The sequence below is a fragment of the Paenibacillus terrae HPL-003 genome, assembly GCF_000235585.1.
Classification (GTDB): Bacteria; Bacillota; Bacilli; order Paenibacillales; family Paenibacillaceae; genus Paenibacillus; species Paenibacillus terrae_B.
In genome coordinates, this window is record NC_016641.1 from 2,309,469 (window position 1) to 2,323,406 (window position 13,938).

General features: G+C 42.7%; 16 protein-coding genes. 14 read left to right on the plus strand and 2 right to left on the minus strand.

Going from position 1 to position 13,938, the window contains the following annotated elements; translation table 11 throughout:
• Both HPL003_RS10590 and ptsP read left to right on the plus strand, forming a co-directional pair.
• Positions 1-264, plus strand: a complete 264-nt coding sequence (locus HPL003_RS10590) for a phosphocarrier protein HPr (RefSeq protein WP_081473784.1) — start codon at positions 1-3, stop codon at positions 262-264.
• The gene (gene ptsP, locus HPL003_RS10595; protein WP_014279630.1) at positions 264-1,673 is read left to right on the plus strand and encodes a phosphoenolpyruvate--protein phosphotransferase; all 1,410 of its coding nucleotides are present in this window, start codon (positions 264-266) and stop codon (positions 1,671-1,673) included. Before HPL003_RS10590 ends, ptsP begins: the two co-directional genes overlap by 1 nt.
• Positions 1,674-2,223: 550 nt before the next feature.
• Here the strand turns inward: ptsP and HPL003_RS10600 are convergent.
• Positions 2,224-2,601: a MerR family transcriptional regulator gene (locus HPL003_RS10600; protein WP_014279631.1), complete on the minus strand. Its 378-nt coding sequence runs from the start codon at positions 2,599-2,601 to the stop codon at positions 2,224-2,226.
• Positions 2,602-2,652: 51 nt separating this feature from the next.
• Between HPL003_RS10600 and HPL003_RS10605 the strand changes: the two genes are divergently transcribed.
• A complete protein-coding gene (locus HPL003_RS10605) occupies positions 2,653-2,973 on the plus strand; it encodes a zinc-binding dehydrogenase (protein WP_043922362.1) in 321 nt (106 codons plus the stop codon).
• Between the two features lie 311 nt (positions 2,974-3,284).
• On the opposite strand, the gene HPL003_RS10610 is transcribed toward HPL003_RS10605, so the two are convergent.
• The gene (locus tag HPL003_RS10610) at positions 3,285-3,950 is read right to left on the minus strand and encodes an MBL fold metallo-hydrolase (RefSeq protein ID WP_014279633.1); all 666 of its coding nucleotides are present in this window, start codon (positions 3,948-3,950) and stop codon (positions 3,285-3,287) included.
• Between the two features lie 222 nt (positions 3,951-4,172).
• Between HPL003_RS10610 and HPL003_RS10615 the strand changes: the two genes are divergently transcribed.
• The 11 genes from HPL003_RS10615 (at position 4,173) to HPL003_RS29695 (ending at position 13,839) form a co-directional block, all read left to right on the plus strand.
• Positions 4,173-4,748, plus strand: a complete 576-nt coding sequence (locus HPL003_RS10615) for a TetR/AcrR family transcriptional regulator (RefSeq protein WP_014279634.1) — start codon at positions 4,173-4,175, stop codon at positions 4,746-4,748.
• A 207-nt stretch (positions 4,749-4,955) separates the two neighbouring features.
• Complete coding sequence (locus tag HPL003_RS10620) at positions 4,956-5,996, plus strand: NADH:flavin oxidoreductase (RefSeq protein WP_014279635.1); 1,041 nt, start codon at positions 4,956-4,958, stop codon at positions 5,994-5,996.
• A 409-nt stretch (positions 5,997-6,405) separates the two neighbouring features.
• Positions 6,406-7,443, plus strand: coding sequence for an aldo/keto reductase (locus HPL003_RS10625; RefSeq protein ID WP_014279636.1), 1,038 nt, complete (start codon positions 6,406-6,408; stop codon positions 7,441-7,443).
• Positions 7,444-7,579: 136 nt separating this feature from the next.
• Positions 7,580-8,152: a TetR/AcrR family transcriptional regulator gene (locus tag HPL003_RS10630; protein WP_014279637.1), complete on the plus strand. Its 573-nt coding sequence runs from the start codon at positions 7,580-7,582 to the stop codon at positions 8,150-8,152.
• 431 nt (positions 8,153-8,583) lie between these two features.
• Entirely contained in the window at positions 8,584-9,336 is a 753-nt protein-coding gene (locus tag HPL003_RS10635) for an SDR family NAD(P)-dependent oxidoreductase (RefSeq protein ID WP_014279638.1), read from the plus strand.
• Between the two features lie 50 nt (positions 9,337-9,386).
• Positions 9,387-10,466, plus strand: coding sequence for an alkene reductase (locus HPL003_RS10640; protein ID WP_014279639.1), 1,080 nt, complete (start codon positions 9,387-9,389; stop codon positions 10,464-10,466).
• Positions 10,467-10,571: 105 nt separating this feature from the next.
• A complete protein-coding gene (locus HPL003_RS10645; RefSeq protein WP_014279640.1) occupies positions 10,572-11,570 on the plus strand; it encodes an NADP-dependent oxidoreductase in 999 nt (332 codons plus the stop codon).
• A 52-nt stretch (positions 11,571-11,622) separates the two neighbouring features.
• Positions 11,623-12,201: a TetR/AcrR family transcriptional regulator gene (locus HPL003_RS10650; RefSeq protein ID WP_014279641.1), complete on the plus strand. Its 579-nt coding sequence runs from the start codon at positions 11,623-11,625 to the stop codon at positions 12,199-12,201.
• A 240-nt stretch (positions 12,202-12,441) separates the two neighbouring features.
• Entirely contained in the window at positions 12,442-13,224 is a 783-nt protein-coding gene (locus HPL003_RS10655) for an SDR family NAD(P)-dependent oxidoreductase (protein ID WP_014279642.1), read from the plus strand.
• A gap of 251 nt (positions 13,225-13,475) precedes the next feature.
• Positions 13,476-13,694: an SDR family NAD(P)-dependent oxidoreductase gene (locus HPL003_RS29690; protein WP_052310817.1), complete on the plus strand. Its 219-nt coding sequence runs from the start codon at positions 13,476-13,478 to the stop codon at positions 13,692-13,694.
• Positions 13,672-13,839, plus strand: a complete 168-nt coding sequence (locus HPL003_RS29695) for a hypothetical protein (protein ID WP_238533466.1) — start codon at positions 13,672-13,674, stop codon at positions 13,837-13,839. Before HPL003_RS29690 ends, HPL003_RS29695 begins: the two co-directional genes overlap by 23 nt.
• The last annotated feature ends 99 nt before the right edge of the window (positions 13,840-13,938 follow it).

Sequence of the window (13,938 nt, forward strand, 5' to 3'; positions counted from 1 at the left end):
GTGAGAAAAATATTTACAGTCATTGACGAGGTAGGCATTCACACGCGTCCGGCTTCCATCTTGGTTCAAGCCGCAAGCAAATACAATGCGGAGGTTAACATCGAATATAACGGCCGAACCGTTAATCTGAAATCAATTGTGGGTGTCATGTCTTTGGGTGTTCCGCAAGGAGCGCAAATTCAAATTGCTGCGGTTGGTTCCGATGCTGATAAGGCGATCCAAGGGATTGAAGAAACCTTGAAAAACGAAGGGCTTGGCGAATAATGAGCAATAACCTGAAAGGAATTGGCGCTTCAGCCGGTATAGCGATCGCCAAAGCCTACCGCCTGGAGGAGCCGGATCTTCAAATCGTAAAAAAGAGCATTGGAGACAAGGACGCCGAAAAACGGCGATTGGAGCAGGCCATCAGCCGCTCCAAAGTGGAGCTAGAAAAAATTACGGAATACGTAAACCGTGAGCTTGGCGCCGATAAAGCGGAAATCCTCGCCGCTCAGATATTGGTGTTAAATGACCCGGAACTATTAAATCCGGTTTACAAAAATATAAGTACGGAAGGCGTAAACGCGGAATTTGCCTTGAAAGGATCAGCCGACAGGTTCGTTTCCATGCTGGAATCCATGGAAAGCGAATACATGCGGGAACGCGCCAAAGATATCAGCGATGTAACGAAACGGGTAATCGCGCATTTATTAGGCGTGCAAATTCCCGATCCAAGCTTGATTTCCGAAGAAGTCGTCATCATCGCCAAGGATTTGACACCTTCCGATACCGCGCAGTTAAACCGCCGATATGTGAAAGGTTTTACGACGGATATCGGCGGCCGCACTTCCCATTCGGCAATCATGGCCCGCTCCATGGAAATCCCGTCTGTCGTCGGCACAAAACAAGCTACGGCCAGGATTGAAAACGGCGTAGTTGTCATTGTCGACGGTTTGGAAGGCGATGTCATCATAGACCCATCATCAGAAATCATTGCCCAATATGAAGCGAAAAAAGCAAAATACGAAACGCAAAAAGCACAGTGGGCCAAATTGGTTCATGAGCCGACGGTAACTAAGGATGGCGTGCATGTCGAACTGGCCGCGAACATCGGTACACCGGCTGATGTTAAAAGTGTGCTGGAAAATGGAGGAGAAGCGGTTGGACTTTACCGTACGGAGTTTCTTTATATGGGAAGAGACCGGCTTCCGACAGAGGAAGAGCAGTTTGCCTCTTATAAAACCGTTTTGGAAAAAATGCAAGGGAAGCCGGTAGTTGTCCGTACTTTGGACATCGGTGGCGATAAAGAACTGCCTTACTTGAAGCTGCCCAAAGAAATGAACCCTTTTTTAGGCTTTAGAGCGATTCGTTTATGCTTGGAAGAACAGGCTATTTTTCGCACCCAATTACGTGCCTTATTACGCGCAAGCGTATATGGGAATTTGAAAATCATGTTCCCGATGATCGCCACGGTTTCCGAATTCAGGGAAGCTAAGGCCATTCCTATATTGCTTAGTCTGGGGCTCGATGAGTTCTCCATGAGTGCAACGTCGATTCTTCCGGTGCGTACGCAAATCAGAGAGCTGGCCGGTGAACAGGCAAAAAGCATGAAGGAGGCCGTTCTTTCCCTGAAAACGTCGGAAGAGGTAGTCGAGTTTATAAAAAAGACATTTTATACCCATAACTTCTTATGAAGAAAGCTCCCCGAAGCTATACGCTCCGGGGAGCTTTTTCGCTATACGTATATGTTTTACTTTAACGCCCATATTCATCACTCCTTTTGCTTATGCCAACAAATCATTGATATTGTTGGTTGTTCCTCCATGATATTAGGGATACACTTGAGTTACTAAAGCAACAATCATCATGATGCATAAAAATACAGAAGTGATTTTGTGGTTATTCTCACTAATTATGACAACGCATACTGTGAGTAACGGTAATAATTGAGACAAATTTGGTTGATAACTGATACAGTTTTGGGTATATGTTTGGGGGATTTTTAAGACCAGTAGAAGCAGAACCTCCTGTTTCTACTTTTTTTGCATTTATGCAGTATCTGCACAGTGAGAAGTTCTTGTCGAAAAATAGTAGTATAGAAAAATAACCCAATCCGGCAATTGGTACAACTAACTTGGGTACTCAATTTTCCGGGTCCTCCGTTTATTTAACACGAACCCCCTGCCAGCTACAACTGACAGGGGGTTCGTGTACTTCGTTATGATCATAAATAATGTTAGGGACTTAAAGCAGCATCTTCATGTGGCCGTTCTCCTGCAAGTAATACAGCCCCAATTTGTAATTAATCTGCTCCAGATGTTTTATGGTCTGTCTAAGATCCTCTTCCACCTTTGCCCTATGATCCTGCAATATTTGCTTGCGTGCAGCCATGGTGCTCTCCCCTTCCAGGTACAAACTTACATATTGCTTAATTTTGGAAAGGGGCATCCCCGTCGAGCGAAGAGCCAAAATAAAATTCAGCCCTTCTATGCTCTCTTCATCGTAAAATCGGTTACCACCTGCATCCCGTTTGACACTAGGCATTATTCCCTCCCGCTCATAATAGCGAAGCGTATGTGCCGTGATGCCTGTTTTATCCGCCACTTCTTTAATCGTGAACATGATTTACCCCTCCTACGTTAGAGTTCACTCTAAATATGTTCCCTTTGCCACATGCTCGCTAGTAGCTTCGAATTAATGGCCCCACTTGGTCGTGCTCTAATTGTTGGCAATGCAAGTGAGACGCCAGTGAATATTACAAGTAATACAATTTGGCATAATAATATTGGAGTTCAGGGATTTAATGTTGGTGGCTATTTGCTTGGAAATCCCTCAGCTGGCCGTCCTGCGGCAAAGGTTGTTCTTCGACTACTTGAGGAAGGTAAGTTAGATATTCCTCTAACCGTTCTTCCGTTTAATTATGCGCCTGAGGCACATCGACGTATGGATGCCAAAGACATTACAGGTAGAATCGTCCTTCGACATGAGTTTTAAAACTTCTATCTCTGATTGAAGTTGATATATTCTATAATCAAAGTCGTAAAAAGTCTGTAAACAAACGAAAAAGGACGAGCCAGCCATAAAATAGCCTCGTCCTTTTTGCGTTTTAGATTAAAGAGCTTATAAATACCAACTTGACGGTAAAAAGTTCTTATTGAAAATAGTTGCATAGAAAAAACCGGACCCTGTATGATCTTACAAGGGAATCCGGTTTCGAAATCACAGCTAGAGTGAAGTTCAACTAACGTTCTTCGTTAGCGGAACGACATCGTTTCACCAAAAGATGTATTGCTGAAGCTTTAACTTTATAATCCTTGGCTAAGTCCTAATATCTGATCATTAACATTTACATTACTTAATCCCCCATGATAACAAACCACGGATGCAATGTCGAGATCTAAATACTTTTTCAATGAGAGACGAGCTGCAGTTATATCCGGTGTGGTCGGGACATGAATTCCCCCGAGAATCCCGTTTACACTGTACATCGAATCCCCGGCAATGAGAGTCTTACTTTTCTTTAAATAAAGGCTGATATGATCAGGAGTATGCCCAGGAGTATGAATGACGCGAATCCTGCCGCAAAATGGCAGTTCCTGACCATCTATTAAGGTATCGTCCACTTTGCCCTGCGGGGGATTCTCAAGGTGACCATCTTTTAAAAGAGGTATTTCCCCCTGAATATACGGCTTATCCAGTTCGTGTGCATATACTTTAACATGATTGCCACACTCCTGCAAAATCTCAGGAAGACTGCCTATATGATCCATATCCTGATGCGTCAAAATCACAACTTTTAGTTTGTCGAACGACACTCCTACCTTTTCCATGGCCACGCGTAAATCTTCAATTTGCCCTGGGAATCCTGTGTCTATTAAAACAGCCATTTCTCGATCCCACAAAAGAATGGGGTGAATCATATTCCCATGAAAATCTAGATGAAGCATTTCTACTCCCTTTGAAATTTCCATAATATCAGGCCTCCGTTAAATGAAATGTATACATAAAATTGTTTTCATTGATTTCTCCTTGTAAACGAACTGAGACCGTAAAAAGATACGGAGGTTTCAATGGGAAAACTAAGACCGTGGACATTTTGTAATGTAAAAACCGCGTCCAACAAGTAACTCTCGTCTTTGATGAGAGGATATTTAATTGTTGACTACACGGTCAAGAAGTGATAGTTTTATCATATGAGCAGACCAAGAGAATTTGATGTCGATCGTGCATTGCAACAGTCTATGGAAGTATTCTGGGAACAAGGATTCAAGTCAACCTCTTATGAGGATCTTACTCGTATGACAGGGGTCAAGAAGCAAAGTTTGTATTGTGTATTTAATGACAAACGCTCATTGTTCCTCAAGGCGCTGGCACTCTATCGCGAACAGAGCGTAGGGACATTGAAGGAGATCGAAGCACAAGCCTCATCTCCGCTTGATAAACTCGATTCTTTGCGCCATTCACTTTTAGGCGGCAAATCCGGCTGCCAAGGATGTCTAATGGTGAATTCCTCACTGGAATTCGGAACAGATGACGAGCAGGTCATGCGAGAAAATGAGCTGATGTTCGAAGAGGTTCAACAGATTTTAGAGAAGATCATTCGTAGTGGTCAGGAACAGCAGTTAATTTCGAACCATTTTTCTAGCAAAGAGCTTGCAGCTTATCTAAATAACACCATACTGGGTGTGAGAATTATGGAGAAGTCCGGTTCATCGCATGAACAGATCGAGGCGGTTTTGCGTACGTCTTTTGCCATGATGTTGCCTTGATCTTTTTTTTGCCTCATTCTTGACTTTGTAGTCAAGAATGGATGTATTGTTGTAGTGAAGCAGGGCTAACAATGAAATTTAAGGAGGTGGGGCTTTTCAAAAAGTTCTTTGAACGATTCATCTGTACGTCAAGCTGGTCTTAACGCGGGTTATGGCCTGTGAAGCGTCTAAGCATTTTATAATAAGACTAAATTTGTGGAGGCTATTATGAATTATTCTCAATCAGTAGAACCACTGTTTCAACCTATAGAATTAGGCAACTTGAAATTATCCAATCGGATCGTGATGGCACCGATGACTCGTCAATTTTCTCCGGATGGTATACCAGGTGCAGATGTCGCTTCCTATTACCGCCGCAGAGCGGAGAACAGTGTGGGTCTTATTGTGACAGAAGGAACGGTAATCAATCATCCGGATGCATCCAATCTAGTTAACGTGCCGCACTTTTATGGCGAAGCTGCACTACATGGCTGGGCGAACGTAGTGTCAGAGGTACATGAGGCCGGTGGACGGATCATTCCACAGATCTGGCATATGGGAGCTAAAGGTCATGTTGGCGATTATTCGGAAGCTGAAATTACTGAAATCGTCCAGGCATTTGCACAGGCAGCCTCTGAGGCGAAGCGTCTTGGGTTCGATGGTATTGAGCTACACGGTGCGCACAGCTTTCTGATTGATCAATTCTTCTATGAGAAAACCAATCCTCGTACAGATCGTTATGGTGGGGATACGCTTGCACGCACACGCTTTGCAGTTGAAGTCATTGAGGCTTGCCGTGAGGTAGTTGGACCGGAATTCCCGATTGTTCTGCGTTTATCGCAATGGAAGAGTGATGATTACCAAGCTAAATTGGCAGAAACTCCGGAATTGCTGGAGCAATTCCTGACGCCACTTGTTAATGCGGGCGTCGATATTTTCCACTGTTCCACACGACGTTTCTGGGAGCCGGAATTCGAGGGCTCTGATCTGAACTTTGCCGGATGGACCAAAAAGTTGACTGGCAAACCAACAATTACGGTTGGATCTGTTGGCCTTGACAATGAATTCATGAGTCTTTTCACCGAAGGAAAAGGAGCGAATAACGTCGGTATCGATGGACTGGTTCAACGGCTTGAGAATGAAGAATTTGACATGGTGGCAGTTGGATGTTCTCTACTGGTCGATCCTGCATGGGCTAAGAAAATTCGTGAAGGACGTATAGACGAATTGATTCCTTTTACTTCGGAAGCAACTAAAGTACTTATTTAAGTAATACACCATAGCTCTATGGATCGGTTTGGCGAAAGAATCAACGCCGGCTTGCAGGAGGGGTTAAACGCTCCAAGACTGCAACGGAGGCTTTTCAGTTTATTTTTGGCTTCATGATTCGTGGAGAAGAGGACTCGCCTTCCGGCTACTTCATGTTGAATTCGGCAGCGGGAAGGCGAATTCACCTCTGATTACAATGCTGGGGAACTGGCGGAATATCTGCATACTGTATGGCCAATATTTCGATGAAGCTCTTAGATGAATAATTGTTTTTATTGCTTTATTAGAATGAATATTCTATAATATCATCCAGAACAGTAAGGAGAAGCTTGTCGGCATCATGCAAATTTTTTAACCAAATTAGAACGATTGTTCTAATAATATTAATCTAAGAAGGGATGAAGTGAACATGGAATATCGTGTATTAGGTCATACAGGTCTTAAAGTAAGCGGTTTTGTATTAGGTACAGGTTCGTTTGGTTTTTGGGGGAACAATACGGAGAAAGAAGCTGCAGTCATGCTGGATGAGGCTTTGGCTGGAGGCATTAACCTGATCGATACGGCGGATGTCTATTCAAGTGGTCAATCCGAAGAAATTCTGGGTCACATTCTAAAAGGACGCAGAAAGGATGTTGTTCTGGCCACGAAAGGCGGAATGCCCATGGGCAGTGGACCCAATCAATCAGGAAATTCTAAATATTGGATTAAACGTGCAGTAGAGGATAGTTTGAGAAGGCTGCAAACGGATCATATCGATTTGTATCAACTGCATCGGCCGGATCTCCATACCGATATTGAAGAGAGTCTTGATGCGCTTACGGATCTGGTAAGAGAAGGGAAGATTCGCTATATTGGTACATCCAATTTTCAGGCATGGCAAGTGACGGAGGCTCAATGGACCAGCGAACGCAAAAATACCGCAAGCTTTGTATCCGAGCAAGCCCCGTACTCCATTTTGAATCGAAGTATTGAATTTGATCTGCTAGCCGCCACGGCAAAATACGGGATGGGCGTTTTGGTCTGGAGCCCACTTTCGGGTGGCTTATTAACGGGAAAATACCGTTCAGGAGCAGCTGCTGCCCCGGATTCAAGAGCAGCCAGTTCCCTGGGGAAATTGTCAGCCATTGTTGATCCTAATCGAGAAGAAAACCGCACCAAGTTTGAAGCCATCGCCAAACTCCAAAGCCTTGCAGATGAAGCAGGTTTAACTTTGCCTCATCTTGCCATGGCATTCACACAAGCTCATTCGTCCATTACTTCTGCCATTATTGGGCCAAGAACCATTGAGCAACTCCGGGAAACGCTAAAGGGTAGTGACATCCGATTAAGCAGCGATATACTGGATGCGATAGATACCATTGTTCCACCAGGAGTAACCTTGGATGCGCTGGAAAAAGGATGGACGCCCGATTGGTTACAAGCAGACAAACGAAGAATCCTTCGTTAAAACCGGCCTGCATTATACGTATACTACACTACATTGAATAAAATCAAGCGCTATGCTTGATTTTATTCTTGTTTTTTACTCTTCCAGTTTGCTGATCACTCACTTAACTGTATAATGATTGTCTGAGGTGATGACAATGGCAAGACCCAAAGAATTTGAAGTTAATGAAGTATTAGATAAAGCGATACAACTTTTCTGGGCACAAGGTTATGAGAAAACTTCAATGCAAGAATTAGTTGATTTTATGGGCATTCACCGAAGAAGTATCTATGATACTTTTGGGGATAAGCATGCCTTATTTATGAAATCTCTCGAACGATATGAGGCTAAGCAAACCCAAAAAATCAACTTTATGGTTGAAAGGCAAAAATCAGTAAAGGAATTAATTCGAGCAATGTTTGAGTCGACATTGAGAAATGAAGGAGAACCTCTAGGGTGCTTCATCGTGAATTCAGGCGTGGAACTGGGCGTATTGGATCCAGAAGTTGCACACCTGGTAGAGGAGAGTTATTCCAAAACAGAGGAGTTATTGGCTAAACTTATTCTGGAGGGTCAGCAAACCGGTGAGATTAAGACTAATCTTGAACCAAAAGCTATTTCTCATTATTTAATGAATGCCTGGTTGGGACTGCGTACGCTGGTTAAGACAAGAACGGATCAACAAAAATTAACGGATATAATTGATACGACATTGGCCATTTTAGATTGAACGGGTTATGACAACACGTTTCATTTTTCAAATAACACACAACACACTAAAAAAGCAATTTATAGCGATTATATCGAACAATAACATAATGGCTTAGGGGTCGCCTAAATGGAAGCTTTTTTTGTTTTAACGATACAAGTTCTTGTCTTTATCTGAGAAAAGAACTTGTATCCTATAACCGTAAAAGAAAAGAACTTAGCATATAACAATTAGATCACTTTCTAAGAAAACGATATAAAAAAATTATTTACTGTTCGTTCTAAAATTGTTATACTTAATGCAAGTTAGATCTAACCATTTTTTTTATTTAAATTAGAATGATCATTCTTTAATTATCTACAGAATTTATTGAGAAGTTAGGCTCCTGTCTCTGAAACAAGAGATACGCAACTTATGTACACCAATCTGAATTTTCTGAAGGAGAGAATAATATGAATTACACAGTTATCACAGGAGCAAGTTCAGGTATTGGATATGAAACGGCATTAGCGTTTGCTGCACGTGGCAAAAACTTAATTCTGGTAGCTAGAAGATTGGACAAACTAGAAGAACTTAAATCAACGCTTCAGAGTAGCCATCCTGAGTTGGACGTTATTGTGCGTACAAGTGACTTATCGGTTACAGATCAGGCGTATACCCTGTATAACGATTTAAAGGAATATCAAATAGAGACCTGGATTAATAATGCGGGGCTTGGAGAAGGCGCCTTTGTAGCGGATCAGAATCTAGAAAAAGTAGAAACCATGTTACGTGTTAACATAGAATCCTTGACCATCCTTTCTACACTATATGTGCGAGATTATGCTGATGTAGAAGGAACTCAGTTAATTAACGTATCATCCGCACTCGGATATGCCATTGCTGTTGGTAGTGTTGCTTATTCTGCATCTAAATATTATGTTAGTGCCTTCACCGAAGGGCTTGCAAAAGAACTCGAACTGAAAGGGGCAAAACTGAAGGCAAAAGTTTTAGCACCAGCTATAACGGAAACGGAATTTGTGAAAAAATCAATAGATGCGGAAGAATTTGATTACAAAGCAAACATGCCTAAGTACCACACTGCCAAGCAAATGGCCGGCTTCATGGTGGATCTTTATGATAGCAACGATGTGGTAGGGATTGTAGATCAGAACTATGATTTCAAACTGAGAGGCCCAATCTATCCAGTAATCTCAGAATTTTAAATCAAATTAATATATCCTTGTAATTTATTTGAAAAGGAGATTATAAAAGAATGGAAAAGTTGTGGAGTAAAACGAAAATTGGAAAAATGGAGTTACCTCATCGTTTAGCTATGGCACCAATGACACGTAGTAGATCGCAAGAAGATGGTACACCGGGAGAGCTAACTTCCCTTTATTATGCTCAACGAGCATCAATGGGACTCATTATCACGGAAGGTACACAACCTTCTGATGATGGTCAAGGGTACTTATGGTCACCTGGGATCTATACGGATAAGCATATTGAAAGATGGAAAAAAGTTACAGATGCAGTGCATGAAGCAGGTGGATACATGTATATCCAATTAATGCATGCTGGTCGCATGTCGCACCCAGACAATACACCACATCATCGTCAACCTGTTGCGCCATCTGCAATCGCGCCAGGTGTAGAAATGTTTACTGCTAAAGGTATGCAGGACATCCCCGTTCCGCGTGAGTTAAGTAAAGAGGATATTCAAACGACTATTGCCGATTTCCGAAAAGCAGCAGCAGCGGCTATTAAAGCAGGTGCGGATGGCGTTGAAATCCATGGAGCAAATGGCTATCTGATTAATCAATTTATCGGAGAAAATTCGAATACACGGACGGATGAATATGGGGGATCTATAGAAAATCGTGCTCGCTTCGCGATTGAAGTAACGAAAGCCATCGTCGAAGAAATTGGAGCAGAAAGAACAGGCTTCCGTATCTCGCCAGGGACACCTCTTGGTGGGATCCAAGATGGTGAACAAGGTCCTGAACTTTATCGTTATCTTGTAAAAGAATTAGCTCAATTGGATTTAGCTTACCTTCATGTCATGCATCTTGGAAACGAAAAACTGCTCCAAGACATTCGTTCAATCTGGACGAATCCATTGTTAGTCAATCGTGCTGGACGAGCTCTGGAGGATCTTAGCCTGGATATAGATAGTGGCCTAGCTGATCTGGTACCTGTTGGTGTATGGTCATTAGCCAATCCCGATTTAGTGGAAAGACTTCAAAAAGGTGCACCATTGAATGAAGCAGATCCGACAACATTCTTTGGTTTGGGAAGCAAAGGTTACACGGATTATCCTACGATGGAAGAATTAGAATCCCAAGAGGGGTAATAATATCGTACATGGTAAAGACTGGCGTACAACTGAAAATTGTGCGCCATGATTTATCTACGTGCTACCCCCAAAATCAGCAAAGGAAGAGGGGACGGATGGAACATGAGAGCAGCACAAATACAGAAATATTCAAAAAAAATCCAAGTGGAATTAAATGATGTTAACATACCACAGATCAATAGCCACGAGGTACTTGTCAAAGTAAAAGCTGCAGGTGTAAATCCACTGGACATTCTTAATTTGAATGGCAGCGTTCGGATGATTGCCGACTATGAGCTGCCATTGACTTTAGGAAATGAACTATCTGGCGTTATTGAGGCTGTTGGCGATGATGTTTTGAATTTTAAGGTTGGTGACCCTGTGTATACGAGGTTACCACTTGCTAAAATCGGTGCTTTTGCTGAATATGCGGCCGTGAATGAAGATGCTTTATCCATCATGCCTGAAAATCTATCTTTCATTGAAGCTGCTGCGGTACCCCTTACTGCCTTGACTGCTTATCAAGCGTTACACGAAGTGCTCGATGCTCAGCCGAATAAAAAGCTATTCATTCCTGGAGGAACCGGGGGCTTCGGCGCTATGGCAATTCCCATTGCCAAATCAATGGGGTTATATGTTATTACAAGTGGCAGTGAAAGAGGCAGATCACGTACACTGTCAATCGGGGCTGATCAATTCATAAATTATAAGGCAGAGAACTATGCTGACATACTGTCCGATATCGATTATGTGATTGACACCTTGGGTACCAAAGAGATCAAAGCTGAACTGGGCATTTTAAAACCACAAGGGAAATTGGTATCTTTGAAAGCCGGACCTAATTATCGCTTTGCGGTTGACAATCATTTTCCGATGTGGAAAAAAGCATTGTTTGGTTTAGTGGGTGCTCGCTTAGATTCTTTAGCACGTAAGAATCAAAATGAATATCGTTTTTTATTTGTGCAAGCCAATGGAAGTCAATTACAAGAAATCACTAAACTTGTTGAAAAAGAAAATATCAAGCCCTCTATAGATTTAACTTATACATTTGATGACATTAATAAGGCGTTGATTAAAGTGTCGACGGGCCACTCCCAGGGCAAAGTGATCGTGACCTTCTAAACTACGAGATCATTTTATTCAATGATCGTTTTTTTGACAGGAGGGAATTCCAATGGCCAGAAGCAAAGAGTTCGAAGAGTCCGTTGTATTAGATAAAGCGATGAGACTTTTTTGGGAACAGGGCTACGAGAAGACATCCATGACCGATCTGGTCGAGCACATGGGAATCCATCGCGGAAGCTTGTATGACACATTTGGCGACAAACATACGCTGTTTCTAAAGGCAGTAGAGCTTTATGATAATAAAATTAGCACCGCACTTGCAGCAGGGGTAAAAAGCTCCAAAACTGCAACAGAAGCACTTCAGTTTATTGTTGGCTTCTTGATCTGCGAAGAAGAGAACCCAGCTTCCGGCTGCTTAATGGTGAATTCGACGGTGGAATTGGCGGCGCGTGATGCCGATATTAATAAAAAGTCCATTGAAGTGTTCACAACGGCAGAGCAACTATTCAAGGAAATTATTCTTTGGGGGCAACAAGACGGTGAATTCACTTCTGAGTACGATGCTGGGGAATTGGCGGAATTTCTGCATAATGTAGGGGTTGGGTTAAGGGTAATGGCAAGAACCTCGATTGCCAAAGAAAAACTTCGTCGTATATCTAACCTATCCATGCAGCTTTTAGTAAAATGATCGATTTTTTTTCAACTTAATAGAATGATCGTTCCTGTATTTTTAGTCTCTCCATGCACTAGCCTCTTCTCTATTCGAAAATCAATACTTACGTGCTTTTAGAATGAGTGTTCTCCGAGGAAGGTAAACTAGAAGCAGATGGTATCAAGCTATTATCACTTAGCTCGAAGTTGTAAAGCTGTGCTAGAAACGCCGCAAAAGGATTTAAAGTTTACATTAAAAATAGAGGTGGGCTACAAAATGAGAAAGACAGTTCTTATCACAGGAGTATCCGGTGGGATTGGTAAAGAGTTAGCAGACCGTTTTGCCAAGGGTGGACATAATATTGTACTGGTAGCTCGCAGTGAGGGTAAGATTTTGGAGCTTGCGCAGGAGTATGAGGGGAAATATGGCATTCAGGCGACGGTTATTGCCAAGGATGTTGCAGCACCTGGGGTTCCGGAGGAAATTTTCACGGAGCTTAAAGAGAAGGGGATCATCGTTGACTATCTTGTCAACAATGCCGGCTTCGGTTTGTTTGGGACTTTTATGGAGACGGATATGGAGCAAGAAGTAAATATGATTGACATCAATATCAAGGCTCTGACGGTTATGACGAAGCTGTTCCTGCCGGATATGATCAAACGTGGGCAAGGCGGAGTGATGAATGTGGCTTCGTTGGTGGGTTTCTTCCCTGGACCTATGATGTCGGTTTATTACGCGACGAAGGCGTACGTGCTGTCATTTACCGAGGCTTTGGAGAACGAAGTAAGCGGCACAGGAGTTACTGTGACGGCACTATGCCCAGGGCTGACGTCAACCGGCTTTGTTGATCGTTCGGGTATGGGCGCCTCGAAGATGTTGAATGGTGCTATCATGGAGGCTGGGCAGGTGGCTGAAGAAGGGTACCGAGGCTTTTTGCGTGGCAAGACGTTAATTATGCCAGGTGCTCGAAACCGGTTCATCGCGTTTATGCCGCGGTTGCTTTCGCGTAAGATGATGACCCGTATAATTAGATCCTCACAGGACAGAACGGGACATTGATCCAATCAGGAACCGTGACGGCAGAATGGCTGAATCGATTCGGTTCCGATATATGTTTAAACTAATATCCCAGGAAGGAACCTCAAGATTATGTCGAGCTGTAATTTGAAATAATTAGAATGAATGTTCTTGAAATGAACTGATGCTATTGAAATAGATTGGGCCTGATTTCAGATACGAAAGGACGATCCAGTCCATGTATGACATGTTATTAATAAAATTTGGAGGAGACGATCAAAGCGAATCCCGGAATGTCCGCAGTGGAGCTGAATGTACAGGATCCTGCCAGCATAAAGGCGGTCACCAATCAGCTAATTGAAGAATACCCGGATTTAAATGTGTTATTTAACAACGCCGGCATCATGTTTCCCGATGACCCGTCAGACTTGATGGACGAAGATAATTTGGTTTCGAGTGTCACGACGAACTTGCAACGATTCGAGCGCAATGCCACTTGTATCATTCATTGAAGAAACGATGGAGTTGCTTGGCACGGATGCAGACGAGGCTCTGGTGGAACAGGCGAAAATACTTCGAATGAACCAGGGCCCGAACGAAGGCGTTTTTGTGACCAAGCTTAATGAAATGATGTCAGGGCAGTCAATAGGTCATTAATACGCTTAAAACGCAATTAGATAGCCAATTGAATATCTATTGTTAAAATGAAGGTTAAAACACTTTTGAATTATTTACTGGATCGCTCTTTCTTTAACT